At 55.4% G+C, this 26,475-nt stretch carries 17 protein-coding genes, 4 tRNA genes, 3 rRNA genes and 1 riboswitch; of the genes, 18 read left to right on the top strand and 6 right to left on the bottom strand.

Translation table 11 applies throughout. The features are described 5' to 3' along the window. Positions 1-14: 14 nt before the first annotated feature. From V1566_RS02345 to V1566_RS02335, 3 genes are read left to right on the top strand one after another with little or no spacing between them, the layout of a single operon-like run. Positions 15-2,312 (top strand): formate C-acetyltransferase, encoded by a 2,298-nt coding sequence (locus tag V1566_RS02345; RefSeq protein ID WP_395304958.1) that lies wholly within the window; start codon positions 15-17, stop codon positions 2,310-2,312. Beyond that, complete coding sequence (locus V1566_RS02340; RefSeq protein ID WP_395304957.1) at positions 2,278-3,153, top strand: [formate-C-acetyltransferase]-activating enzyme; 876 nt, start codon at positions 2,278-2,280, stop codon at positions 3,151-3,153. Before V1566_RS02345 ends, V1566_RS02340 begins: the two co-directional genes overlap by 35 nt. A gap of 2 nt (positions 3,154-3,155) precedes the next feature. Further along, positions 3,156-3,512, top strand: a complete 357-nt coding sequence (locus V1566_RS02335) for a PTS fructose-like transporter subunit IIB (protein ID WP_032662759.1) — start codon at positions 3,156-3,158, stop codon at positions 3,510-3,512. Here the strand turns inward: V1566_RS02335 and V1566_RS02330 are convergent. The 3 genes from V1566_RS02330 to argE all read right to left on the bottom strand — a co-directional run bounded on the left by V1566_RS02330 (position 3,499) and on the right by argE (position 8,488). Further along, positions 3,499-4,347: a helix-turn-helix transcriptional regulator gene (locus V1566_RS02330; RefSeq protein ID WP_395304956.1), complete on the bottom strand. Its 849-nt coding sequence runs from the start codon at positions 4,345-4,347 to the stop codon at positions 3,499-3,501. The two genes, V1566_RS02335 and V1566_RS02330, sit on opposite strands and share 14 nt — an antisense overlap. A gap of 92 nt (positions 4,348-4,439) precedes the next feature. Further along, the gene (gene ppc / locus V1566_RS02325; RefSeq protein ID WP_395304955.1) at positions 4,440-7,091 is read right to left on the bottom strand and encodes a phosphoenolpyruvate carboxylase; all 2,652 of its coding nucleotides are present in this window, start codon (positions 7,089-7,091) and stop codon (positions 4,440-4,442) included. 245 nt (positions 7,092-7,336) lie between these two features. Then, positions 7,337-8,488, bottom strand: a complete 1,152-nt coding sequence (gene argE / locus V1566_RS02320; protein ID WP_008501790.1) for an acetylornithine deacetylase — start codon at positions 8,486-8,488, stop codon at positions 7,337-7,339. 88 nt (positions 8,489-8,576) lie between these two features. Between argE and argC the strand changes: the two genes are divergently transcribed. From argC to oxyR, 4 genes are all read left to right on the top strand, one after another. Further along, positions 8,577-9,581 carry an N-acetyl-gamma-glutamyl-phosphate reductase gene (argC, locus tag V1566_RS02315; RefSeq protein ID WP_395304954.1) on the top strand — a complete coding sequence of 335 codons (1,005 nt, stop codon included), beginning with the start codon at positions 8,577-8,579 and terminating at the stop codon, positions 9,579-9,581. Positions 9,582-9,587: 6 nt separating this feature from the next. Then, complete coding sequence (argB, locus tag V1566_RS02310; RefSeq protein ID WP_090420882.1) at positions 9,588-10,364, top strand: acetylglutamate kinase; 777 nt, start codon at positions 9,588-9,590, stop codon at positions 10,362-10,364. Positions 10,365-10,441: 77 nt separating this feature from the next. Continuing rightward, complete coding sequence (gene argH, locus V1566_RS02305; RefSeq protein WP_336667189.1) at positions 10,442-11,815, top strand: argininosuccinate lyase; 1,374 nt, start codon at positions 10,442-10,444, stop codon at positions 11,813-11,815. 309 nt (positions 11,816-12,124) lie between these two features. Further along, the gene (gene oxyR / locus V1566_RS02300) at positions 12,125-13,051 is read left to right on the top strand and encodes a DNA-binding transcriptional regulator OxyR (protein WP_395304953.1); all 927 of its coding nucleotides are present in this window, start codon (positions 12,125-12,127) and stop codon (positions 13,049-13,051) included. On the opposite strand, the gene sthA is transcribed toward oxyR, so the two are convergent. Then, the gene (sthA, locus tag V1566_RS02295) at positions 13,025-14,425 is read right to left on the bottom strand and encodes a Si-specific NAD(P)(+) transhydrogenase (RefSeq protein ID WP_008501785.1); all 1,401 of its coding nucleotides are present in this window, start codon (positions 14,423-14,425) and stop codon (positions 13,025-13,027) included. The genes oxyR and sthA overlap by 27 nt on opposite strands. Before the next feature lie 196 nt (positions 14,426-14,621). Here sthA and fabR point away from each other — a divergent pair, with 196 nt between their 5' ends. Together fabR and V1566_RS02285 are read left to right on the top strand one after the other, a co-directional pair. Beyond that, a complete protein-coding gene (fabR, locus tag V1566_RS02290) occupies positions 14,622-15,260 on the top strand; it encodes an HTH-type transcriptional repressor FabR (RefSeq protein WP_008501784.1) in 639 nt (212 codons plus the stop codon). Between the two features lie 9 nt (positions 15,261-15,269). Beyond that, positions 15,270-15,629 (top strand): YijD family membrane protein, encoded by a 360-nt coding sequence (locus tag V1566_RS02285; protein WP_008501783.1) that lies wholly within the window; start codon positions 15,270-15,272, stop codon positions 15,627-15,629. 79 nt (positions 15,630-15,708) lie between these two features. Here V1566_RS02285 and trmA read toward each other — a convergent pair whose 3' ends face one another. After that, on the bottom strand, positions 15,709-16,809 hold the full coding sequence (gene trmA / locus V1566_RS02280; protein ID WP_395304952.1) for a tRNA (uridine(54)-C5)-methyltransferase TrmA: 1,101 nt from the start codon (positions 16,807-16,809) through the stop codon (positions 15,709-15,711). A 104-nt stretch (positions 16,810-16,913) separates the two neighbouring features. After that, a riboswitch (cobalamin riboswitch) is annotated at positions 16,914-17,090 on the top strand. A 65-nt stretch (positions 17,091-17,155) separates the two neighbouring features. Here trmA and btuB point away from each other — a divergent pair. The 9 genes from btuB to V1566_RS02235 all read left to right on the top strand — a co-directional run bounded on the left by btuB (position 17,156) and on the right by V1566_RS02235 (position 25,524). Further along, the gene (gene btuB, locus V1566_RS02275) at positions 17,156-19,009 is read left to right on the top strand and encodes a TonB-dependent vitamin B12 receptor BtuB (RefSeq protein WP_395304951.1); all 1,854 of its coding nucleotides are present in this window, start codon (positions 17,156-17,158) and stop codon (positions 19,007-19,009) included. Continuing rightward, on the top strand, positions 18,954-19,805 hold the full coding sequence (gene murI / locus V1566_RS02270; protein WP_023309660.1) for a glutamate racemase: 852 nt from the start codon (positions 18,954-18,956) through the stop codon (positions 19,803-19,805). The genes btuB and murI overlap by 56 nt, the downstream gene beginning before the upstream one ends. A 383-nt stretch (positions 19,806-20,188) precedes the next feature. Next, positions 20,189-21,728 (top strand): 16S ribosomal RNA (locus tag V1566_RS02265). A gap of 69 nt (positions 21,729-21,797) precedes the next feature. Then, positions 21,798-21,874, top strand: a tRNA-Ile gene (locus V1566_RS02260). 38 nt (positions 21,875-21,912) lie between these two features. After that, a tRNA-Ala gene (locus V1566_RS02255) sits at positions 21,913-21,988 on the top strand. 180 nt (positions 21,989-22,168) lie between these two features. Beyond that, positions 22,169-25,074 (top strand): 23S ribosomal RNA (locus V1566_RS02250). A gap of 72 nt (positions 25,075-25,146) precedes the next feature. Next, positions 25,147-25,262 (top strand): 5S ribosomal RNA (gene rrf, locus V1566_RS02245). Together the 16S, 23S and 5S rRNA genes with 4 tRNA genes alongside form the textbook arrangement of a ribosomal RNA operon. A gap of 56 nt (positions 25,263-25,318) precedes the next feature. Further along, positions 25,319-25,395 (top strand) — tRNA-Asp (locus V1566_RS02240). A 53-nt stretch (positions 25,396-25,448) separates the two neighbouring features. Continuing rightward, positions 25,449-25,524: transfer RNA gene (locus V1566_RS02235), tRNA-Trp, on the top strand. A 100-nt stretch (positions 25,525-25,624) separates the two neighbouring features. Here the strand turns inward: V1566_RS02235 and hdfR are convergent. Next, a complete protein-coding gene (gene hdfR, locus V1566_RS02230) occupies positions 25,625-26,446 on the bottom strand; it encodes an HTH-type transcriptional regulator HdfR (RefSeq protein WP_395304950.1) in 822 nt (273 codons plus the stop codon). Between the last annotated feature and the right edge of the window lie 29 nt (positions 26,447-26,475).

The raw sequence follows: 26,475 nt of genomic DNA, 5'->3' as shown, positions 1-26,475 counted from the left end.
ACAGGAGTTCCCTCATGACGAATCGTACCCAGCGTTTGAAAGACGCACTTTTTGCCAGCCCACGTGAAATCTCGCTTGAGCGTGCTTTGCTCTATACCGCCAGCCACCAGCAGACGGAAGGCGAGCCGGTTATCCTCAGGCGTGCAAAAGCCACGGCGTACATTCTTGACCATGTGAACATCGCGATTCGTGATGAGGAATTGATTGCCGGAAACCGGACCGTTAAACCGCGTGCGGGCATCATGTCTCCTGAGATGGATCCGTACTGGCTGCTTAAGGAGCTGGACCAGTTTTCCACGCGTCCGCAGGACCGCTTTGACATCAGCGATGAGGACAAGCAGACCTACCGCGACGTGCTGTACCCCTACTGGGAAAAACGGTCCATGAAGGATTTCATTAACAGCCAGATGACGGATGAGGTGAAAGCCGCTGTGGGGACGCAAATTTTCAGCGTCAACCAGACGGACAAAGGGCAGGGGCATATCATTATTGATTATCCACGCCTGCTCAATAATGGCCTGGGTGCGCTGGTGGAGGAATTGCGCGAACGCTGCGCCCGCGATGCGCAGAACACGTTTTATGCCGCCGCGCAGATTCTGCTTGAAGCGTCCCAGCGTCATATTCTGCGCTACGCCGCGTTGGCTGAAACGCTTGCAACCGTCTGTGATGACGCTTCACGGCGTGAAGAATTACGGAAGATGGCAGAGATCTCCCGCCACAACGCGCAGCATAAGCCGCAAACGTTCTGGCAAGCGTGTCAGCTGTTCTGGTACATGAACGTCATTTTGCAGTATGAATCCAACGCCAGCTCGCTCTCTATCGGGCGCTTTGACCAGTACATGCTGCCCTTTTATCAGGCCTCGCTCTCACAGGGCGAAGATCCCGCGTTCCTGAAAGAGATTCTGGAATCGCTGTGGGTGAAGTGCAATGACGTGGTGCTTTTACGCTCGACCAGCAGCGCCCGCTATTTTGCCGGGTTCCCGACAGGGTATACCGCACTGTTGGGCGGCCTGACGGAGAGCGGGCGTAGCGCGGTGAACGTGCTTTCCTTCCTGTGTCTGGATGCTTACCAGAGCGTTCAGCTTCCGCAGCCGAACCTCGGCGTGCGGGTTAACGAACTTATCGACCGGCCTTTCCTGCTGAAAACGGCGGAGACGATCCGCCTGGGTACCGGCATCCCGCAGATCTTCAATGATGAAGTGGTGGTGCCTGCCTTCCTCAATCGGGGTGTGTCGCTGGAAGATGCCCGCGACTACGCGGTGGTTGGCTGTGTAGAGCTATCGATTCCGGGGAAAACCTACGGTCTGCACGATATCGCGATGTTTAACCTGCTGAAGGTGATGGAAATCGCGATGCAGGAGAACGAAGGCAACGCAGGGCTGAGTTATGAAGGCTTGCTGGAGCATATTCGCGACAAAATTAATCACTACATTGCGCTGATGGTCGAGGGGAGCAATATCTGCGATATCGGCCATCGTGACTGGGCTCCGGTGCCGTTGCTCTCTTCTTTTATCAGCGATTGCCTGGCATCAGGGAAAGACATTACCGACGGTGGCGCACGCTATAACTTTTCCGGCGTGCAGGGGATCGGGATAGCGAATTTGAGCGACTCGCTGCATGCCCTGAAAGGGCTGGTGTTTGAACAGCAGCGCTTAAGTTTTGACGAGCTGTTAGCCGTGTTAAACGCTAACTTTGCCACGCCTGAGGGCAAAAAAATCCGCGCCCGGTTGATCAATCGCTTCGAAAAATACGGCAATGATATCGATGATGTCGACAACATCAGCGCTGAACTGCTTCGCCACTACTGTAAAGAGGTCGAAAAATACCGGAACCCGCGCGGCGGGCAGTTCACGCCCGGCTCTTATACCGTATCGGCACACGTACCGCTGGGGGCGGTGGTGGGGGCAACGCCCGATGGCCGTTTTGCCGGGGAGCAACTGGCAGACGGTGGGCTCTCGCCGATGCTGGGGCAAGATATGCAGGGGCCGACGGCGGTACTGAAATCGGTAAGTAAGCTGGACAACTATCTTTTATCTAACGGCACGCTGCTAAACGTTAAATTCACCCCTGCGACGCTGGAAGGCGACACCGGGCTGCAAAAGCTGGCGGATTTCCTTCGCGCCTTCACCCAGCTTAAGTTGCAGCATATCCAGTTCAACGTGGTGAATGCGGACACATTGCGTGAAGCGCAACAGCGTCCGCAGGATTTTGCCGGGCTGGTGGTACGCGTTGCCGGATACAGCGCCTTCTTTGTTGAGTTATCGAAGGAGATCCAGGATGACATTATCCGCCGCACAGCGCATCAGCTGTGACGTGGTTGAAACGCGCGTCGACGTGGCGCGTATTTTCAACATCCAGCGCTACTCATTAAATGACGGACGCGGCATCCGCACGGTAGTTTTTTTTAAAGGCTGCCCTCACCGCTGTCCGTGGTGCGCGAATCCGGAGTCGATCTCCCCGAAAATCGAGACGGTACGTCGGGAGAGCAAATGCCTCCACTGTGCTCCCTGCCTGCGGGACGCTGAGGAGTGTCCCTCCGGCGCGTTCGAGCACATCGGGCGCGATGTGACCCTGGATGAGCTGGAAAACGAGGTGATGAAAGACGATGTCTTCTTTCGTTCCTCGGGAGGCGGGGTGACGCTTTCGGGCGGGGAAGTGTTGCTGCAGGCGCCTTTCGCGACACGGCTTCTACAGAGGCTGCGTCGTTTCGGCGTGCATACGGCCATCGAAACGGCAGGCGATGCGCCGTTGTCCCGACTCATGCCGCTGGCCCGCCAGTGTGATGAAGTGCTGTTTGATTTGAAGATCATGGACACGGCGCTGGCCCAATCAATTGTGGCAATGAATCTTCCCAGAGTGCTGGATAATTTCCGCCAACTGGTGGCTGACGGGATAAACGTGATCCCCCGCGTCCCGCTTATTCCTGGCTATACGCTTAACGAAACGAACATGGCGCGCGTGCTGGCTTTCCTGCTACCTTCAGGAATACGGCATCTGCATTTATTGCCCTTCCATCAGTATGGGGAGCCAAAATACCGTCTGCTGGGACAGGAGTGGGGAATGCGGCAAGCGAGCCCGCCGACAGAAGATGAGGTGTCAGCGATGCGTCAACTGGCCGAGCGCGAAGGTTTCAATGTTACCCTGGGAGGCTGAATATGACAGTGATAGCGGGACGTCATCTGGTTGCGGTGACCGCGTGCGTCAGTGGCGTCGCACATACCTATATGGCTGCCGAACGGCTGGAAAAGCTCTGCCAGCAGGAGAAGTGGAGCGTTAACATCGAGACGCAGGGAGCGCTGGGCGTTGAGAGCGAGCTTACGGAAGAGGACATTCAGCGTGCCGATGTCGTATTGCTCATTACTGACATCGAACTGGCGGGCAGTGAACGTTTCGAGCATACGCGCTACGTGAAGTGCGGTATTAACGCCTTTTTACGTGACCCACAAAAGGTAATGGGCGCGGTGCGTAAAATGCTATCCGCTCCGCAGCATACTCAGGTCATTCTGGACTAGCGGCCTTCCCGGTGAGCTGGCTGTGATACTGGCGACGGTACTCTGACGGCGAACGCTCCGTGTTCTTGCGAAATAACCGGCAGAAATAATTGCTGTCGACAAATCCGCAGGCATGCGCCACCTCTTTCACTTTTAAATCATACCCTTTCAACAGCTGGCGCGCGTGTTCCAGCCGAGTATGCGTCAGGTATTCATTGAAACCCACTGCGCCCGTTTTCTGGAACAGATGCGACAGGTAGTTTGGGGATATATAAAACGCCTGCGCGACGGATTCCCGGGTAAGCGGAGTGGCGTAGTGTTCATCAATATAGACCCGAATCGCTTCAAACAGAGCCTGACTGCGGGAGGCGGTTTGGATCTGACTCCCCAGCAGGTCGACGCAGTGGCTAAGCAGGCTTGCGATAATCAGCCGCGCGGTTTGCTGCTCGTGCGGTTGCATCTGCATTTCATGGAGCGTCTGTAAGAGAAGCGATCCAATGCGCGGACCGCGGCGGGCAACGTGCTGCTTTGCCAGGTTACGAACGTCTACACCATCCCAGTGCAAAAGGCTAAACCCAAGCTGCTGTTTGCCAAACAGGATGCTCAGCGTGGTTGCGGGGGCTTGCCATTGTGGATTATTCCAGCCGCCAGCCGGGACGTATAAAACATCACCCTGCTGTAAAACGCAGTCAGCCAGGTCTTTCATCGAACCTTCGATCACCATCTCCAGACGCGGAAAATCGACCTGCAAGGCAAGTTCGGGGGCGGAGGTCGCAGGATTTGCAAAATGCACCTGACGCAGAGGCATTGTGCCGTTGATCAGGTCAGTCAGGATGTGGGTAATGTCGTGGTGCATGGTGGATACCAGGGTATTGCCGGGAGGCGCTAACGCTTACCCGGCCTACTTATCGTAGGCCCGTGCAAGCGCAGCGCCGCCGGGCGTAAGCATTAGCCGGTGTTACGCATACCCGCCGCAACGCCTGCAATCGTCACCATCAGCGCCTGTTCAACGCGCGGATCCGGCTCTTTACCTTCCTCTTCCGCCAGACGCGAACGGTGCAGCAGCTCTGCCTGCAGGACGTTCAGCGGGTCGGTGTAAATGTTACGCAGCTGGATAGACTCGGCGATCCACGGCAGGTCCGCCATCAGATGTGAGTCGTTGGCGATGTCCAGCACCACCTTGATGTCACCTTCCAGCAGTTCGCGCAGCTCCTTACCCAGCGCCCACAGCTCTGGCTTCACCAGACGCTGGTCGTAGTATTCCGCCAGCCACAGGTCAGCTTTCGAGAAGACCATCTCCAGCATACCCAGACGGGTAGAGAAGAACGGCCAGTCGCGGCACATGGATTCCAGTTCGTTCTGTTTGCCGTCTTCCACCACTTTTTGCAGCGCGGCGCCGGCACCCAGCCAGGCGGGCAGCATCAAACGGTTCTGCGTCCAGGCAAAGATCCAGGGGATCGCGCGCAGAGACTCTACGCCACCGGTTGGGCGACGCTTCGCAGGACGTGAGCCCAGCGGCAGTTTACCCAGCTCCTGCTCAGGCGTGGCCGAGCGGAAGTAAGGGACGAAATCTTTGTTTTCACGCACGTAGCCGCGGTACAGATCGCAGGAAATATCAGACAGCTCGTCCATGATATGGCACCAGGATGCTTTCGGCTCCGGCGGCGGCAGCAGGTTTGCTTCCAGGATCGCGCTGGTATAGAGCGACAGGCTGCTGATGGTCACTTCCGGCAGGCCGTATTTGAAGCGGATCATCTCGCCCTGCTCGGTGACGCGCAGGCCGCCTTTCAGGCTTCCCGGCGGCTGCGACAGCAGCGCTGCGTGCGCCGGTGCGCCGCCACGGCCAATTGAACCACCGCGTCCGTGGAACAGGGTCAGTTCAATACCGGCTTTCTCGCAGGTTTTGATCAGTGCGTCCTGCGCCTGATACTGCGCCCAGGATGCCGCCATCACGCCCGCATCTTTAGCGGAGTCGGAATAGCCAATCATCACCATCTGTTTGCCCTGAATAAAGCCGCGGTACCAGTCGATATTCAACAGCTGGCTCATGACGTCGTTGGCATTGTTCAGGTCGTCGAGGGTCTCAAACAGCGGGGCGACCGGCAGAGCGTAGTCGATTCCCGCTTCTTTCAGCAGAAGGTGAACGCCCAGCACGTCGGACGGGGTCTTCGCCATGGAGATCACATAGGCGGCCACCGATCCTTTCGGCGCATCAACGATCGCTTTACAGGTGTTGAGCACTTCGCGGGTTTCGTTACTTGGCTCCCAGTTGCGCGGCAGCAGAGGGCGCTTCGAGTTCAGCTCGCGGATCAGGAAGGCCTGTTTGTCGGCTTCGGACCAGCTTTCATAATCGCCGATGCCGAGATAGCGGGTCAGCTCGCCCAGCGCTTCGGTATGACGGGTACTTTCCTGACGTACGTCGATACGCACCAGCGGCACGCCGAAACACTTCACGCGGCGCAGGGTGTCGAGCAGTTCGCCATTGGCGATGATGCCCATCCCGCAGGCCTGCAGTGATTTATAGCAGGCGTAGAGCGGCTCCCAGAGCTGTTCGTTCTGGCTGAGCAGCCCTTCTGGCTTCGGCAGGCGCTGACCTTTCAGACGCGCTTCCAGCCAGGCCTGCGTGGCCATCAGCTGACCACGCAGTTTTTTCATCAGGAAACGGTACGGCTCGCTGGCACCTTCTTCCCCGGCCAGCGCGCGCAGTTCAGGCGTTGCTTCAACCATCGACAGCTCGGAGATCAGCACCTGAATGTCTTTCAGGAACAGGTCGGTCGCTTTCCAGCGGCTCAGCAGCAGGACGTGACGGGTGATTTCCGCGGTTACGTTCGGGTTACCGTCGCGGTCGCCGCCCATCCAGGAGGTGAAGCGCACCGGAACAAAGTCGACCGGCAGGCGGTAGCCAAGGTTTGCTTCCAGCTGTTCGTTCAGCTCGCGCAGGTAGTTAGGCACCCCTTCCCACAGGCTGTTTTCCACCACCGCAAAGCCCCATTTGGCTTCGTCGACCGGGCTTGGGCGATGCTTACGAATCTCATCGGTGTGCCAGGACTGGGCAATCAGCTGGCGCAGACGGCGCATCAACTGGTTGCGTTCGTAGTCGGCAATGTCTTTGTTATCCAACTGCTTAAGACAGTTGTTCACTTCCACCATTTTGTGGATCAGGGTGCGACGGGTAATTTCGGTTGGGTGTGCGGTCAGCACCAGCTCCAGCGAAAGCGATTCCACCGCTTTTTTGATGGTGGCTTCGTTGAGGTCTGGCTGGTCTTTCAGTTTACGAAGGGTGCGGGCAATGACTTCCGGATTGCTGGCCGCTTCGCCGTTTGGCGAAATGCTGTGGTATTGCTCAGCGGTGTTGGCCAGGTTCAGGAACTGGCTGAATGCGCGTGCAACGGGCAGCAGCTCATCGTTAGAGAGGTTCTGCAAGGTGGTGAGCAGCTCCTGACGACTGGCCTCGTTACCGGCACGGGAAGATTTAGACAGCTTGCGGATGGTTTCAACGCGGTCGAGGATGTTCTCCCCCAACGCATCTTTGATGGTATCTCCAAGCACTTTGCCGAGCATACTGACATTACTACGCAACGCGGAATATTGTTCGTTCATAAAAACCCAGTCACCCCATCATTTTTGTTTATGCCCAGGCGAAAATTTTCTGGACATTATTTTGTCATCTCCCTTTATAAAGCCACGTAAAACCCCCGTCGTCAATTGCTGCGAAAACGGTTCAGCAAACGAATAAATGCGGGCAATTTACGAAATTTAATTCGCATTGCGTCAGATAAGAGATGCTTATGGAAATGTGACGGAGATCGCGGGATTTTCCCCTCTCCAGGAGAGGGGAAACGTCATTAATGCCAGCAGAAGTGATGCACAACCTGAGTAATCAGTTCGCGGGTAGGCTTGATGAAGCGGGTTTCCAGATATTCGTCCGGCTGGTGTGCCTGGTTGATCGAGCCAGGGCCAAGGACCAGCGTCGGACAAAGAGTCTGAATAAACGGCGCTTCGGTGCAGTAGTTCACCACGTCGGTTTTCTCACCCAGCAGCTTTTCCACTACTTCAACCAACTGATGGTCCGGCGGGCATTCGTAACCCGGGATCGGCGGATGCAGTTCGGAGACCGTCAGGCGGCCCGGCCAGCGCTCGCTTACCGGTGCCAGCGCTTCGTTCAGCAGGCCGTCGAGATCGCTCAGGGTCATGCCCGGCAGCGGGCGGATGTCCATATGCAGTTCGCAGCAGGCGCAGATACGGTTGGAGGCATCACCGCCGTGCAGGCTGCCGAGGTTCAGGGTTGGATACGGTACGGTGAACGCCTCGTAGTGATAGCGCTCTTTCAGGTCGTCGCGCAGGGTCATGATGCGGCCGATGGCGTCATGCATCAGCTCGATGGCGTTCACGCCGCGCGCCGGATCGCTGGAGTGGCCTGACTGGCCCAACACGCGCACGGCGGTAGAAATATGGCCTTTATGCGCGCGGATCGGCTGCAGAGAAGTCGGCTCGCCGATGATCGCGCAATCCGGGCGAATCGACGTGTTTTCAGAGAAGTAGCGCGCGCCCGCCATGCTGGTCTCTTCATCGGCGGTCGCCAGAATGTAGAGCGGTTTTTTCAGCTTCGTCACGTCCACGTCACGCAGCGCGTCGAGGATAAAGGCGAAGAAGCCTTTCATGTCGGCGGTGCCCAGCCCGTAGAGCTTGTTGTCGTGCTCGGTCAGGGTGAACGGATCGCGCGTCCAACGGCCATCGTCAAACGGTACGGTGTCGGTATGACCGGCCAGCAGCAGGCCGCCCGCACCGGTTCCGGTGCTGGCGAGCAGGTTAAATTTGTGGCGTGTTCCGGGGACGGGCTGAACCTCAACGTTAAACCCAAGATCGCTAAACCAACCCGCCAGCAGATTGATTAAAGACTCATTGCTCTGATCCAGCGCTTCTTCCGTTGCGCTGATGGACGGGGTGGCAATCAGGGCGCGGTAGATCTCGATAAATGGCGGTAAGTTCATTTTCATTGTTGACACACCTTAGGTCGTGATAGTATCAATATTCATGCAATAAATGTGAATAAAAATACATTAACGTTGAGCATAAAGGAACCCGATGTTGAATACGCTGATTGTAGGCGCTAGCGGTTATGCGGGCGCAGAGCTTGTAAGCTACGTGAATCGCCATCCACATATGACCATAACCGCTTTGACCGTGTCAGCGCAAAGCAATGATGCAGGAAAGTTAATTTCCGATTTGCATCCGTGGCTTTTGGGCATTGTCGATCTGCCGCTGCAGCCCATGTCTGACATCAGCGAGTTTACCGACGGCGTCGACGTGGTGTTTTTAGCCACCGCGCACGAGGTCAGCCACGACCTGGCGCCGCAGTTCCTGGCCGCCGGCTGCGTGGTGTTCGACCTCTCCGGCGCGTTCCGCGTTAACGACGGCGCGTTTTACGAAAAATATTACGGCTTCGCTCATCAGCACCCGGATCTGCTTGAAAAAGCGGTGTACGGCCTGGCGGAGTGGAGCGCAGACAAGCTGAAAGAAGCGGATCTGATTGCCGTGCCGGGCTGCTACCCAACGGCGGCGCAGCTTTCACTGAAGCCACTGATCGACGCGGGCCTGCTGGATCTGAGCCAGTGGCCGGTGATCAACGCCACCAGCGGCGTGAGCGGAGCAGGGCGCAAGGCCGCTATTTCTAACAGCTTCTGCGAAGTGAGCCTTCAGCCGTATGGCGTGTTTAATCACCGTCATCACCCTGAAATCACAACCCATCTGGGCGCCGAGGTGATTTTCACCCCGCACCTGGGCAGCTTCCCGCGTGGGATCCTCGAAACTATTACCTGCCGCCTGAAGCCCGGCGTGACCAAAGAGCAGGTGAACGAGGTCTTCACCCAGGCGTATGCGGATAAACCGCTGGTGCGCCTGTACGACAAAGGCGTGCCGGCGCTGAAAAACGTAGTCGGCCTGCCATTCTGCGACATCGGCTTTGCCGTACAGGGCGAGCATCTCATCGTTGTCGCCGCGGAAGATAACTTACTCAAAGGCGCTGCCGCACAGGCAATGCAGTGTGCAAATATTCGTTTCGGTTTCCCGGAAACGCAGGCTCTTATTTAAGGTGTGATGATGAACCCATTAATTATCAAACTCGGTGGTGTACTGCTGGACAGCGAAGAAGCGCTGGAGCGTCTGTTTACCGCGCTGGTGAACTATCGCGAATCACACCAGCGTCCGCTGGTGATCGTGCACGGCGGCGGCTGCGTGGTGGATGAGCTGATGAAAGGGCTCAACCTGCCGGTGAAAAAGAAAAACGGCCTGCGCGTGACGCCTGCTGACCAGATTGACATCATTACCGGTGCGCTGGCGGGTACGGCGAACAAAACGCTGCTGGCGTGGGCGAAGAAACACCACATCGCGTCCGTTGGCCTCTATCTGGGCGATGGCGACAGCGTAAAAGTGACCCAGCTCGACGAAGAGCTCGGCCACGTTGGACTGGCGCAGCCAGGTTCGCCTAAGCTGATTAACACGCTGCTGGAAGGGGGTTTCCTGCCGGTGGTGAGCTCCATCGGCGTGACCGAAGAGGGCGAGCTGATGAACGTCAATGCGGACCAGGCGGCGACGGCACTGGCGGCAACGCTGGGTGCGGATCTGATCCTGCTCTCCGACGTGAGCGGCATTCTGGACGGTAAAGGCCAGCGCATTGCGGAAATGACGGCTGAGAAAGCCGAGCAGCTGATTGCTCAGGGCATTATTACCGACGGCATGATCGTCAAAGTGAACGCCGCGCTGGATGCCGCACGCACGCTGGGCCGCCCGGTGGATATCGCCTCCTGGCGCCACGCGGAGCAGCTCCCGGCACTGTTTAACGGCACGCCGATTGGCACGCGTATTTTAGCGTAATCGATTTAATGTTTTGTAGGCCCGGTAAGCGCAGCGCCACCGGGCAATGAAATTCAAAGATATTAAGGAAGCATGTTATGGCACTTTGGGGTGGGCGTTTTACACAGGCAGCGGATCAGCGGTTCAAACAGTTCAACGACTCTTTGCGCTTCGACTACCGCCTGGCCGAACAGGATATTGTCGGCTCTGTGGCCTGGTCCAAAGCGCTGGTGACGGTGGGCGTACTGACCGCGGACGAACAGTTACAGCTGGAAGATGCGCTGAATAACCTGCTGGAAGAGGTGCGTCTCAACCCGCAGCAGATCCTCGAAAGCGATGCTGAAGATATTCACAGCTGGGTGGAAGGCAAACTGATCGACAAAGTCGGCCAACTCGGTAAAAAGCTGCACACCGGGCGCAGCCGTAACGACCAGGTCGCCACCGACCTGAAGCTGTGGTGTAAAGATACCGTCGGTGAACTGCTAGCGGCCAACCGTCAGCTGCAGAGCGCGCTGGTGGAGACCGCGCAGAACAACCAGGACGCGGTGATGCCGGGTTATACCCACCTGCAGCGCGCGCAGCCGGTGACTTTTGCGCACTGGTGTCTGGCCTACGTTGAGATGCTGGCGCGTGATGAAAGCCGTCTGCAGGATACCCTGAAACGTCTGGACGTCAGCCCGCTGGGCAGCGGCGCGCTGGCCGGTACGGCGTATGAAATCGACCGCGAACAGCTGGCAGGCTGGCTGGGCTTTGCTTCCGCCACCCGTAACAGCCTGGACAGCGTGTCCGACCGCGACCACGTGCTGGAGCTGCTCTCCAATGCCTCTATCGGGATGGTGCACCTGTCGCGCTTTGCCGAAGATCTGATCTTCTTTAACTCTGGCGAAGCGGGCTTCGTCGAGCTGTCCGACCGCGTGACCTCAGGCTCATCCCTGATGCCGCAGAAGAAAAACCCGGACGCGCTGGAGCTGATCCGCGGCAAATGTGGCCGCGTGCAGGGTGCGCTGACCGGTATGATGATGACCCTGAAAGGGCTGCCGCTGGCGTACAACAAAGATATGCAGGAAGACAAAGAAGGGCTGTTCGACGCGCTCGACACCTGGCTGGACTGCCTGCATATGGGCGCGCTGGTGCTGGACGGCATTCAGGTGAAACGTCCGCGTTGCCAGGAAGCGGCGCAGCAGGGCTATGCAAACTCCACCGAGCTGGCGGACTACCTGGTGGCGAAAGGCGTACCTTTCCGTGAAGCGCACCATATTGTGGGTGAAGCGGTAGTGGAAGCCATTCGTCAGGGTAAACCGCTGGAAGATCTTGCGCTGGCCGACCTGCAGAAATTCAGCGCGGTTATCGGGGATGATGTGTATCCGATTCTGGCGCTGCAGTCTTGCCTGGATAAGCGTGCGGCGAAAGGCGGCGTGTCGCCGAAGCAGGTGGCGCAGGCGATTGCGGATGCGAAAAACCGGTTGGTTTGATTTGAATAGTGCGGGCTGGTGCCCTCACCCCGGCCCTCTCCCACCGGGAGAGGGAGAAAAACGGAGCCTGGCTTAGCGCCAGGCTTTTTTACGCAAAAAAAATGCGGACCACGGGGTCCGCAAAAGTTCACGTTGGCTTTAGTTGTTCGAGTTTTGAGAGAAACTCGCTGACGGTGCGGGGTCGTTTTGGGTCAAACACGTGCCGCCTCGTCTATGTGGTGTATTATTCAACAGAATGCTTGATAGGGATAATCGTTCGTTGCTATGCTATCTATCGCCATGAACTATCGTGGCGACGGAGGATGAATAATGAATATTCGTGATCTTGAATACCTGGTAGCGTTAGCCGAGCATCGTCACTTTCGCCGCGCGGCAGATTCCTGCCACGTCAGCCAGCCCACGCTGAGCGGTCAGATCCGCAAGCTGGAAGACGAGCTGGGCGTGATGCTGCTGGAGCGCACCAGTCGTAAGGTTCTGTTCACACAGGCAGGTCTTCTGCTGGTGGATCAGGCGCGTACCGTGCTGCGCGAGGTCAAAGTGCTCAAGGAAATGGCAAGCCAGCAGGGGGAAGCGATGTCCGGCCCGCTGCATATTGGCCTGATCCCAACCGTTGGCCCGTACCTGTTGCCGCACATCATTCCGATGCTGCACCAGACGTTCCCGAAACTCGAAATGTACCTGCATGAAGCGCAAACCCATCAGCTGCTGGCGCAGTTAGATAGCGGCAAGCTCGACTGCGCCATTCTGGCGCTGGTGAAAGAGAGCGAAGCGTTTATTGAAGTGCCGCTGTTCGATGAGCCGATGATGCTGGCGATCTATGAAGATCACCCGTGGGCGAACCGCGATCGTGTACCGATGTCCGATCTGGCCGGTGAAAAGCTGCTAATGCTGGAAGATGGCCACTGCCTGCGCGATCAGGCGATGGGCTTCTGCTTTGAAGCGGGTGCGGATGAGGATACCCATTTCCGCGCAACCAGCCTGGAAACGCTGCGTAATATGGTCGCGGCGGGAAGCGGCATCACGCTGCTGCCTGCGCTGGCGGTGCCGCGCGAGCGTAAACGTGATGGCGTGGTCTATCTGCCGTGCATCAAGCCGGAGCCGCGTCGCACTATCGGCCTGGTGTATCGTCCGGGTTCACCGCTGCGCAGCCGCTATGAGCAGCTGGCAGAGGCCATCCGTAGTTCCATGGATGGCCATTTTGACAGCGCGTTAAAACAGGCGGTTCAGGCCGTTTAGTGCCGCTACCCGGTAGGCTTCCGCCATGGTCGGGTAGTTAAAGGTGGTGTTAACGAAGTACTCAATGGTGTTACCACCACCTTTCTGCTCCATTATCGCCTGGCCGATATGAATGATTTCCGCCGCGCGTTCACCAAAGCAGTGAATGCCGAGGATCTCTTTCGTCTCGCGGTGGAACAGGATCTTCAGCGTTCCCACGCTCATCCCCACGATTTGCGCCCGCGCCAGATGTTTAAACTGCGCACGACCTACCTCGTAAGGCACCTTCATTGACGTCAGCTGCTGCTCGGTTTTGCCGACTGAACTGATTTCCGGGATGGTATAGATGCCCGTCGGAATATCTTCGATCAGGTGCGCCGTCGCTTCGCCTTTTACCAGCGCCTGAGCCGCAATGCGCCCCTGGTCGTAAGCGGCGGAGGCCAGGCTTGGGTAACCAATCACGTCGCCAACCGCGTAAACGTGCGGCAGGGCGGTCTGATACATGCTGTTGACCTTCAACTGACCGCGGCTGTCGGTTTCAAGCCCGATATTTTCCAGCTGCAGTGAATCGGTGTTGCCGGTGCGACCGTTGGCGTACAGCAGGCAATCGGCTTTCAGCTTTTTACCGGACTTCAGGTGCATGATCACCCCGTCGTCACAGCCTTCGATTTTCTCGTACTCTTCGTTGTGGCGAATCACCACGCCGCTGTTCCAGAAGTGGTAGGAGAGGGAATCTGACATCTCCTGATCGAGGAACGCCAGCAGGCGGTCGCGGGTGTTGATCAGGTCAACTTTGACGTCCATTCCGCGGAAGATCGACGCATATTCGCAGCCAATGACCCCTGCACCATAGATAATGACGTGGCGGGGTTCATGGTGCAGGCTCAGAATCGAGTCGCTGTCGTAAACGCGCGGGTGCGAGAAGTCCACGTCGGCGGGATGGTATGGGCGTGAACCGCAGGCAATCACAAATTTTTCAGCCGTGATGGTTTCAACCGAACCGTCGTGGCATTCGAGTGCCAGGGTGTGTTCATCCACAAAATGCGCGTTGCCCTGCAAAATCTCACAGTGGTTACGCTCATAAAACCCCTGACGCATGCGCGTCTGCTGGTTAATAACGGTATCCGCGTGATTCAGGATGTCAGCAAAAGATGAACGAAGAAGTCGGGAGTGGTCGCTGTAAAGAGGGTTCTGGTTAAATTCGATAATGCGGCTAACGGCGTGGCGGAGGGCTTTCGAAGGGATGGTGCCCCAGTGGGTGCAACCGCCGCCGACATTATGGTAGCGCTCGATGACCGCTACTCTGGCTCCCTGTTTCACCAGACCCATAGCAGCACCTTCGCCGCCGGGGCCGGAACCAATAACTATTGCGTCGTAATCGTAGGAATGTGGCATGGTAAGGCTTACCTGTTCTTATACATAAAAGCAACAGAATCATAACATCATTGCCAGAGTAACCCAATTATCGTTGTGCTTTTTTCCGGCAGTGGAGCACAAACCGCACGTAAACAATCATTCACAAAGCCAGGCAAACAGATTAATTTTATTCTCTGGTATAGTGCCATCAGGCCTTTGGAAGGATTCAACTATCGTGATGGGCGTAAGAGCACAACAAAAAGAGAAAACCCGGCGTTCGCTGGTGGAAGCCGCATTCAGTCAACTGAGTGCTGAGCGGAGTTTTGCCAGTTTGAGCCTGCGCGAAGTCGCACGCGAGGCCGGGATTGCGCCAACGTCCTTCTATCGTCATTTCCGTGATGTGGATGAACTGGGCCTGACCATGGTCGACGAGAGCGGTCTGATGCTGCGCCAGCTGATGCGCCAGGCGCGTCAGCGTATCGCCAAAGGGGGCAGCGTGATCCGCACCTCCGTATCGACCTTTATGGAATTTATCGGCAATAACCCCAACGCGTTTCGTCTTCTTCTGCGCGAGCGTTCGGGCACATCGGCGGCGTTTCGTGCCGCCGTCGCGCGTGAAATTCAGCATTTCATCGCGGAACTTGCCGACTATCTTGAACTCGAAAACCATATGCCGCGTGCGTTTACTGAAGCACAGGCTGAGGCGATGGTGACGATTGTTTTCAGCGCGGGTGCCGAAGCGCTGGATGTCAGCATTGAACAACGCAAGCAGCTCGAAGAGCGACTGGTATTGCAGCTCAGGATGATCTCCAAAGGCGCGTACTACTGGTATCGCCGTGAACAAGAGAAACTGGCACATCAAACCGAAGAGTGAAGGTGAGTAATGAAACAGTCAGGTCAGGATAAAGGGACGCTGTTGCTGGCATTGATCGCTGGCTTATCCATTAATGGTACGTTTGCCGCTATTTTTAGCTCCATCGTTCCGTTTTCGATTTTCCCGCTTATTGCGCTGGTGCTGACGGTTTACTGCCTGCATCAACGTTACCTGAACCGCACCATGCCGGTGGGGTTACCGGGGCTGGCCGCTGCCTGCTTTATCCTGGGCGTCTTGCTGTACAGCACCGTGGTTCGCGCGGAATATCCGGATATCGGCTCTAACTTCTTCCCTGCGGTACTGTCTGTGGCGCTGGTGTTCTGGATTGGCTCGCGCATGCGTAGCCGCAAGAGCCAGTTACCAGAGTAATGAATTATTTGTAGGGCAGGTAAGCGAAGCGCCACCTGCCAAAAACGCCGGATGGCGCTACGCTTATCCGGCCTACAGATCACCGTGCAGTAAGTAAAACGCCGCACTCCATATGGTGCGTATACGGGAACTGATCGAACAGCGCCAGACGTTCAACCTTGTGCGTCTGGCCTAATGTTTCGAGGTTCTTGCACAGCGTCTCCGGGTTACAGGAGATGTACAAAATGCGCGGGTACGCCTGCACCATCTTCTCGGTTTCGCTGTCCAGGCCACTGCGCGGCGGGTCGACAAAAATCGTCTCACACTGGTAGCTCTTCAGATCGATCCCTTCCAGGCGGTTAAACTGGCGTACGCCGTTCATGGCCTGCGTGAACTCTTCTGCGGCCATACGAACGATCTGCACGTTGTCGATATGGTTGGCGGCAATGTTGTACTGCGCGGCGGCCACCGACGGCTTGGCGATTTCCGTTGCCAGCACGCGATCGAAGTTACGCGCCAGCGCCAGCGAGAAGTTGCCGTTACCGCAGTAGAGCTCAAGCAGATCGCCCGTTGACCCTTCCGTCGCCTTCAGCGCCCACTCCAGCATCTGCACGTTCATCGCGGCGTTCGGTTGGGTGAAGCTGTTCTCGACCTGACGGTAAACCATCTCTTTACCCGCCACCGGCAGGCGCTCGTCGATGTAGTCCTGATCCAGCATGATTTTGGTTTTGGTCGCCCGGCCAATCAGGTGAACGTTGATGTTCTGCGCACGCAGCCCATCGCGCAGCGCTTCCGCCTGCTCGCGCCACTCGTCGTTAAGCGCTTTGTGATAGAGCAGAGAGACAATCGCCTGATTGCTTTGCGTGGTCAGGTAGTCAATCTGGAACAGCTTGTTACGCAGTACCGGATTGTTACGCACACCGTCCATTATCAGCGTCATTAACTGGTTAATGAGCTCGCTCGCCGCCGGAAAGCTGTCCACGCGGATACGGGACTTTGTCTGCTGATCGAAAATGATGTGGTACAGGTCGTCACCGTCGTGCCAGATGCGGAACTCGGCGCGCATGCGGTAGTGGCTAACAGGAGAGCGGAACACCTCGGGAACGGGCGCGTTGAAAGGCGTCATCATACTTTGCAGGCGGACGACTTTCTCTGCCAGCTGCGCGTCGTACTGTTCTGTCGGGAGGTGTTCTGGGGTCATGATGCGTCCTGAGTGATAAAGAATTACGCGGGGATTGTAGGCATTGTTCAGGGGATGTCCAGATTTAATGGCCAATAGCTGTCTGGACATCCATACGTGTCTAATTGTAGCATTCTGTTTCCGGTCTCCTGAGAGTGAAAAGGGAATCCAGTGTAAATCTGGAGCTGACGCGCAGCGGTAAAGTCTGGCGGGATGAGCGTTGTAGACACTGTGAAAATGGGAAGTCTTCATCCTTATATAGCCACCTAGCCCGAAGACCTGCCGGGATCACGTCGCATTTGGTTTCATCATCGCGTGCTATCGATGAGGCCTGCGGCATCCTTCTTATATTGTGGATGCTTTAACAATGATTAAAAAAGTATCGCTGTTGACGGCGTTGTCCGTTACGGCATTTTCGGGCTGGGCGCAGGATAGCGCCGACTCGTTGGTGGTGACGGCAAATCGTTTTGAACAACCGGCAAAAACTGTTCTGGCGCCGACGTCCGTCGTGACGCGTGAAGATATTGAACGCTGGCAGGCAAAGAGCGTGGTGGAAATCATGTCACGTCTGCCTGGCGTGGATATCGCGCAAAGCGGTGGGATGGGCTCGAACTCTTCGACTTTTATTCGCGGAACGGAATCTCGCCATGTGCTGGTGCTGATTGACGGTATTCCTTTGAATAACGCCGGGATCAGCAACGTTCCCGATCTGAGCCAAATCCCGACCTCGCTGATTCAGCGTATTGAGTATATCCGTGGTCCGCGTTCGGCCCTGTATGGCTCCGACGCGATTGGTGGCGTGATTAACATCATCACCGGACGTGATAAGCCGGGTGCAGAAATCTCAGCGGGTGTCGGCTCTAAGGGTTATCAGACCTATGATGGCGCTTTCCAGCAGGTGCTGGATAAAACCAAAATCACCATGGCGGGTAACTACACCTATACCCGTGGTTTTGACATCGCCGCAAAAGATGCGCCGCGCCAGCCTGACCGCGATGGCTTTATGAGTAAATCGCTGTACGGCTCCGTGGAACAGCAGATTACCGACAGCGTGAGCGGCTTCTTCCGTGGCTTTGGTTACGACAACCGCACCGCGTATGACGGTTACGATCACTACGACGCCAACTTTATGGTGGATGGACGACCTGATACTCGCCAGCTCTACAGCCAGAACTGGGATACCGGTCTGCGTTACAACCAGGGAATTTTCCAGTCACAGCTGGTGGCGGGTTACGGTCGCAGTAAAGATCAGAACTATGATCCGAAGAAAGGGCGTTACGCTGATTCCGCCACCATGGATGATGTGAAGCAGTACACCACCCAATGGCTCAACACTGTGGAAGTCGGTCACGGCAACATTGGTGCAGGTCTGGACTGGCAAAAGCAGAAGACGCAGGCCGGAACGGGCTACCTGGATAAAGGCTACGAGCAACGCAATACCGGCGTGTTTGTTTCGGCGATGCAGCAGTTCAGCAGCGTGACGCTGGAGGCGGCGGCGCGAAATGACGACAACTCCAATTTTGGTAACCATGGAACATGGCAAACTAGCGCCGCGTGGGAGTTTGTGGATGGCTATCGCGTGATTGCCTCCTACGGTACCGCTTTTAAAGCGCCAACCATGAGCCAGATCCACAGTGCCTCTTACGGTAATCCGGACCTTAAACCGGAGGAGAGTAAGCAGTGGGAAGGGGGCTTTGAGGGCCTGACGGGACCGGTCAACTGGCGTATCACCGGTTATCGCAATGACATTGATAATCTTATTAGCAGCGATCCGCATACGTATCGTTACTACAACGTTGACGAAGCACGTATTAAAGGTGTTGAAGCGACGGCACAGTTCGATACTGGCCCGGTCGGACATCAGATTTCCTATGATTATGTCGACCCGCGTAATGCAAAAACCAACGAAGTACTGGCCCGCCGTTCTAAGCAGCAGGTTAAGTACCAGCTTGACTGGCAGGTATGGGATCTCGACTGGAACCTTGCCTACCGTTATCTGGGCACCCGCTATGATGTCGCGATTGATCCAGACACCTATTCGTCAGAACGCGTGAAAATGGGCGGTGTAAGCCTGTGGGATATCGCAGTTTCGTATCCTGTCACCTCACATCTCACAGTTCGTGGTAAAATAGCCAATCTGTTCGATAAAGATTACGAGACAGTTTATGGCTACCAAACTGCAGGACGGGAATACACCTTGTCTGGCAGCTACACCTTCTAATCCGCGTCCCACCGTGCTGGTGTTTGATTCCGGCGTCGGTGGGCTTTCGGTCTATGATGAGATTCGGCATCTTCTGCCGGATCTCCATTACATCTACGCCTTCGATAACGTCGCTTTCCCGTATGGGGAAAAGAGCGAAGATTTTATTGTCGAGCGCGTGGTGGAAATCGTCACCGCGGTACAAAAGCGCTATCCCCTTGCGCTGGCCGTCATCGCCTGTAATACGGCGAGCACCGTTTCTCTTCCCGCCCTGCGTGAAAAATTCCAGTTCCCGGTTGTGGGCGTCGTTCCTGCAATAAAGCCCGCCGCACGTCTGACGGCGAATGGCATTGTGGGTTTGCTGGCAACGCGAGGTACGGTAAAGCGTCCTTATACCCGCGAGCTGATCGACCGTTTTGCCAACGAATGCCAGATTGCGATGCTGGGTTCGGCTGAGCTGGTGGAGATGGCTGAAGCGAAGCTCCACGGAAAGGCGGTATCACTCGACGAGCTGCGTCGTATTCTTCGTCCGTGGCTGCGGATGCCCGAACCTCCGGATACTGTTGTGCTGGGTTGTACCCACTTCCCGCTATTACAAGAAGAGCTATTAGAGGTGCTGCCGGAGGGGACGCGCCTGGTGGATTCCGGTGCGGCTATCGCCCGTCGTACGGCCTGGTTGCTGGAGCATGAAGCGCCGGATGCGAAATCTACCGATGCGAATATCGCGTTTTGTATGGCTATCACGAAAGAGACTGAGCAACTTTTACCCGTTTTACGCCGTTATGGCTTTGAAACGCTCGAAAAACTGGCGCTATAGCACGGTTTTGAGCAAAAAAGAGACGGTTGAAAGTTTTTTTTAAAAGAGGGGTTGTCAACGTCTGAGAACTCCCTATAATGCGCCTCCACTGACACGGAACAACGGCTTACAGGCCGCCGGGTTAGCGGGGTTCAGAGATGAACGCCAGCAGAGAAAAGCGAAAATAATCACTTGACTCTGAATGAGGAAAACGTAATATACGGGACCTCGCAACGGTGAGCTTAACGCCGCGTTGCAACTGCTCTTTAACAATTTATCAGACAATCTGTGTGGGCACTCAAAGTGACATGGATTCTTAATGTCTTCGGACAATAAATGAATACCAAGTCTCTGAGTGAACATACGTAATTCATTACGAAGTTTAATTCACGAGCATCAAACTTAAATTGAAGAGTTTGATCATGGCTCAGATTGAACGCTGGCGGCAGGCCTAACACATGCAAGTCGGGCGGTAACACAGGGAGCTTGCTCCTGGGTGACGAGCGGCGGACGGGTGAGTAATGTCTGGGAAACTGCCTGATGGAGGGGGATAACTACTGGAAACGGTAGCTAATACCGCATAACGTCGCAAGACCAAAGAGGGGGACCTTCGGGCCTCTTGCCATCAGATGTGCCCAGATGGGATTAGCTAGTAGGTGGGGTAACGGCTCACCTAGGCGACGATCCCTAGCTGGTCTGAGAGGATGACCAGCCACACTGGAACTGAGACACGGTCCAGACTCCTACGGGAGGCAGCAGTGGGGAATATTGCACAATGGGCGCAAGCCTGATGCAGCCATGCCGCGTGTATGAAGAAGGCCTTCGGGTTGTAAAGTACTTTCAGCGGGGAGGAAGGCGATAAGGTTAATAACCTTGTCGATTGACGTTACCCGCAGAAGAAGCACCGGCTAACTCCGTGCCAGCAGCCGCGGTAATACGGAGGGTGCAAGCGTTAATCGGAATTACTGGGCGTAAAGCGCACGCAGGCGGTCTGTCAAGTCGGATGTGAAATCCCCGGGCTCAACCTGGGAACTGCATTCGAAACTGGCAGGCTAGAGTCTTGTAGAGGGGGGTAGAATTCCAGGTGTAGCGGTGAAATGCGTAGAGATCTGGAGGAATACCGGTGGCGAAGGCGGCCCCCTGGACAAAGACTGACGCTCAGGTGCGAAAGCGTGGGGAGCAAACAGGATTAGATACCCTGGTAGTCCACGCCGTAAACGATGTCGACTTGGAGGTTGTGCCCTTGAGGCGTGGCTTCCGGAGCTAACGCGTTAAGTCGACCGCCTGGGGAGTACGGCCGCAAGGTTAAAACTCAAATGAATTGACGGGGGCCCGCACAAGCGGTGGAGCATGTGGTTTAATTCGATGCAACGCGAAGAACCTTACCTACTCTTGACATCCAGAGAACTTAGCAGAGATGCTTTGGTGCCTTCGGGAACTCTGAGACAGGTGCTGCATGGCTGTCGTCAGCTCGTGTTGTGAAATGTTGGGTTAAGTCCCGCAACGAGCGCAACCCTTATCCTTTGTTGCCAGCGGTTAGGCCGGGAACTCAAAGGAGACTGCCAGTGATAAACTGGAGGAAGGTGGGGATGACGTCAAGTCATCATGGCCCTTACGAGTAGGGCTACACACGTGCTACAATGGCGCATACAAAGAGAAGCGACCTCGCGAGAGCAAGCGGACCTCATAAAGTGCGTCGTAGTCCGGATTGGAGTCTGCAACTCGACTCCATGAAGTCGGAATCGCTAGTAATCGTAGATCAGAATGCTACGGTGAATACGTTCCCGGGCCTTGTACACACCGCCCGTCACACCATGGGAGTGGGTTGCAAAAGAAGTAGGTAGCTTAACCTTCGGGAGGGCGCTTACCACTTTGTGATTCATGACTGGGGTGAAGTCGTAACAAGGTAACCGTAGGGGAACCTGCGGTTGGATCACCTCCTTACCTTAAAGAACCTGCCTTTGTAGTGCTCACACAGATTGTCTGATGAAAAACAGCAGTAAAAACCTCTACAGGCTTGTAGCTCAGGTGGTTAGAGCGCACCCCTGATAAGGGTGAGGTCGGTGGTTCAAGTCCACTCAGGCCTACCAAATTTGCGAAGCAAATTTGAAGAGGTTAGCAAAACGATGGGGCTATAGCTCAGCTGGGAGAGCGCCTGCTTTGCACGCAGGAGGTCTGCGGTTCGATCCCGCATAGCTCCACCATCTTTTACTGCGAACACAAGAAAACTTCAGAGTGAACCTGAAAAGGTGCACTGCGAAGTTTTGCTCTTTAAAAATCTGGATCAAGCTGAAAATTGAAACGACACATCTTTAAGGTGTGTTCGAGTCTCTCAAATTTTCGCAAGTCGGTGATGAATCGAAAGAAACATCTTCGGGTTGTGAGGTTAAGCGACTAAGCGTACACGGTGGATGCCCTGGCAGTCAGAGGCGATGAAGGACGTGCTAATCTGCGAAAAGCGCCGGCGAGGTGATATGAACCTTTGACCCGGCGATGTCCGAATGGGGAAACCCAGTGTGTTCCGACACACTATCGTTAACTGAATACATAGGTTAACGAGGCGAACCGGGGGAACTGAAACATCTAAGTACCCCGAGGAAAAGAAATCAACCGAGATTCCCCCAGTAGCGGCGAGCGAACGGGGAGCAGCCCAGAGTCTGAATCAGCTTGTGTGTTAGTGGAACGGTCTGGAAAGTCCGGCGATACAGGGTGACAGCCCCGTACACGAAAGCACACAGGTTGTGAACTCGAAGAGTAGGGCGGGACACGTGGTATCCTGTCTGAATATGGGGGGACCATCCTCCAAGGCTAAATACTCCTGACTGACCGATAGTGAACCAGTACCGTGAGGGAAAGGCGAAAAGAACCCCGGCGAGGGGAGTGAAAAAGAACCTGAAACCGTGTACGTACAAGCAGTGGGAGCACCTTCGTGGTGTGACTGCGTACCTTTTGTATAATGGGTCAGCGACTTATATTCTGTAGCAAGGTTAACCGTATAGGGGAGCCGAAGGGAAACCGAGTCTTAACTGGGCGTTAAGTTGCAGGGTATAGACCCGAAACCCGGTGATCTAGCCATGGGCAGGTTGAAGGTTGGGTAACACTAACTGGAGGACCGAACCGACTAATGTTGAAAAATTAGCGGATGACTTGTGGCTGGGGGTGAAAGGCCAATCAAACCGGGAGATAGCTGGTTCTCCCCGAAAGCTATTTAGGTAGCGCCTCGTGAACTCATCTTCGGGGGTAGAGCACTGTTTCGGCTAGGGGGCCATCCCGGCTTACCAACCCGATGCAAACTACGAATACCGAAGAATGTTATCACGGGAGACACACGGCGGGTGCTAACGTCCGTCGTGAAGAGGGAAACAACCCAGACCGCCAGCTAAGGTCCCAAAGTCATGGTTAAGTGGGAAACGATGTGGGAAGGCACAGACAGCCAGGATGTTGGCTTAGAAGCAGCCATCATTTAAAGAAAGCGTAATAGCTCACTGGTCGAGTCGGCCTGCGCGGAAGATGTAACGGGGCTAAACCATGCACCGAAGCTGCGGCAGCGACGCGTATGCGTTGTTGGGTAGGGGAGCGTTCTGTAAGCCGTTGAAGGTGTCCTGTGAGGGGTGCTGGAGGTATCAGAAGTGCGAATGCTGACATAAGTAACGATAATGCGGGTGAAAAGCCCGCACGCCGGAAGACCAAGGGTTCCTGTCCAACGTTAATCGGGGCAGGGTGAGTCGACCCCTAAGGCGAGGCCGAAAGGCGTAGTCGATGGGAAACAGGTTAATATTCCTGTACTTGGTGTTACTGCGAAGGGGGGACGGAGAAGGCTATGTTAGCCGGGCGACGGTTGTCCCGGTTTAAGCATGTAGGCGGAGGTTCCAGGTAAATCCGGTACCTTATTAACGCTGAGGTGTGATGACGAGGCACTACGGTGCTGAAGTAACAAATGCCCTGCTTCCAGGAAAAGCCTCTAAGCATCAGGTAACATCAAATCGTACCCCAAACCGACACAGGTGGTCAGGTAGAGAATACCAAGGCGCTTGAGAGAACTCGGGTGAAGGAACTAGGCAAAATGGTGCCGTAACTTCGGGAGAAGGCACGCTGATATGTAGGTGAAGCCCCTGCGGGTGGAGCTGAAATCAGTCGAAGATACCAGCTGGCTGCAACTGTTTATTAAAAACACAGCACTGTGCAAACACGAAAGTGGACGTATACGGTGTGACGCCTGCCCGGTGCCGGAAGGTTAATTGATGGGGTTAGCGGCAACGCGAAGCTCTTGATCGAAGCCCCGGTAAACGGCGGCCGTAACTATAACGGTCCTAAGGTAGCGAAATTCCTTGTCGGGTAAGTTCCGACCTGCACGAATGGCGTAATGATGGCCAGGCTGTCTCCACCCGAGACTCAGTGAAATTGAACTCGCTGTGAAGATGCAGTGTACCCGCGGCAAGACGGAAAGACCCCGTGAACCTTTACTATAGCTTGACACTGAACACTGGTCCTTGATGTGTAGGATAGGTGGGAGGCTTTGAAGCGTGGACGCCAGTCTGCGTGGAGCCGCCCTTGAAATACCACCCTTTAATGGCTGGTGTTCTAACGTAGACCCGTAATCCGGGTTGCGGACAGTGTCTGGTGGGTAGTTTGACTGGGGCGGTCTCCTCCCAAAGAGTAACGGAGGAGCACGAAGGTTAGCTAATCCTGGTCGGACATCAGGAGGTTAGTGCAATGGCATAAGCTAGCTTGACTGCGAGAGTGACGGCTCGAGCAGGTGCGAAAGCAGGTCATAGTGATCCGGTGGTTCTGAATGGAAGGGCCATCGCTCAACGGATAAAAGGTACTCCGGGGATAACAGGCTGATACCGCCCAAGAGTTCATATCGACGGCGGTGTTTGGCACCTCGATGTCGGCTCATCACATCCTGGGGCTGAAGTAGGTCCCAAGGGTATGGCTGTTCGCCATTTAAAGTGGTACGCGAGCTGGGTTTAGAACGTCGTGAGACAGTTCGGTCCCTATCTGCCGTGGGCGCTGGAGAATTGAGGGGGGCTGCTCCTAGTACGAGAGGACCGGAGTGGACGCATCACTGGTGTTCGGGTTGTCATGCCAATGGCATTGCCCGGTAGCTAAATGCGGAAAAGATAAGTGCTGAAAGCATCTAAGCACGAAACTTGCCCCGAGATGAGTTCTCCCTGACCCTTTAAGGGTCCTGAAGGAACGTTGAAGACTACGACGTTGATAGGTCGGGTGTGTAAGCGCAGCGATGCGTTGAGCTAACCGATACTAATGAACCGTGAGGCTTAACCTTACAACGCCGAAGCTGTTTCGGCGGACGAGAGACAGAAGATTTTCAGCTTTGATACAGATTTAACAGAATTTGCCTGGCGGCTTTAGCGCGGTGGTCCCACCTGACCCCATGCCGAACTCAGAAGTGAAACGCCGTAGCGCCGATGGTAGTGTGGGGTCTCCCCATGTGAGAGTAGGGAACTGCCAGGCATCAAATTAAGTAGTAAGCCGGTGCATAAATCCGGTGGTTACAAGCAGTCTTCGGTGGAGCGGTAGTTCAGTCGGTTAGAATACCTGCCTGTCACGCAGGGGGTCGCGGGTTCGAGTCCCGTCCGTTCCGCCACTTATTAAGACATTAAGCCTGCCTTATTGGCAGGCTTAATGGCAAAAAACTTTAGGGGCGTAGCTCAGTTGGTAGAGCACCGGTCTCCAAAACCGGGTGTCGCGAGTTCGAGTCTCTCCGCCCCTGCCATATAGAATCCTTTGCTTCGGCAAAGGATTTTTTTTTTGCCTGAAATACTGCAGAAAACGCTCTTCTTAATTTTCAGCCAGCATTTCTGCTGGCTGATGTATCAATCCATTACGCTGATTTTTAAAAGATCTTTTATCTGCGATTGCTTATCACTGTTTTGCAGCCAAATTGCATACAGCGGCCTGGTAAGCGTGATGGAATCCATCACGGTGTGCAGCCCCGCTTTAGTGTCTGCCCAGCGAATAGGTAACCAGGTGCAACCTTTCAGCAGAGACAGCTGCTGACAGGCTATCTCTGCAGAGCTGGTCGTTAACTGCGGAACATCATCAGGTGCAATCAATCCCGTCTCGTGCTGCTGGAAATCCGGCCCCCATTCCAGGCGTAAATAGGTCAGGTCTGCCTTCATCATTGAGGGTTCAGAGGCGTAAAGCGCCAGACCAAACTGTCCCACAATCTGGCTGCTAAATTCGTCCATCTTGGGTGCTTCGGTGGTGATCAGGAGATCAAGCTGGCGCTCATGAAGTTGCTTAACCAGCGACTGCCGTTGTGCAATTCTGGCCTCAAATTGCAGGTGCCCGTGTGAGTGATATAGCCGGGTAAGCCACTGACTTAGCATGCATTCCCACAGAGAAGCGCTGGCCCCTATCGAGAACTCATTATGCCTCGAAGTATGTGCCACCTCTTTACGTGCCGCCTGCCAGGTATTCATCAGCGTTTCTGCGTACGGCAGCAGTTTCTCGCCGGCAGGCGTTAAGCGAATATTGTTACGATGGCGGGTAAAAAGATTCACACCCAATTGATTTTCCAGCTGTCGAATACGAAAACTGACTGCTGACTGCGTCAGGTAAAGGGCTTCAGCTGCTCGCCCAAAGTGGCGTGTTCTGCTCACTTCAAGGAAAGTTTTAAGCAATTCCGTATCCACATCTTTCTCCGCAAAATTATTTGTCGTTA

It is taken from the genome of Enterobacter sp. ECC-019 (assembly GCF_043974075.1).
Lineage (GTDB): Bacteria > Pseudomonadota > Gammaproteobacteria > Enterobacterales > Enterobacteriaceae > Enterobacter > Enterobacter asburiae_D.
Note: the sequence above shows the minus strand (reverse complement) of the source record. Positions and strands in the feature narration are given on the sequence as shown.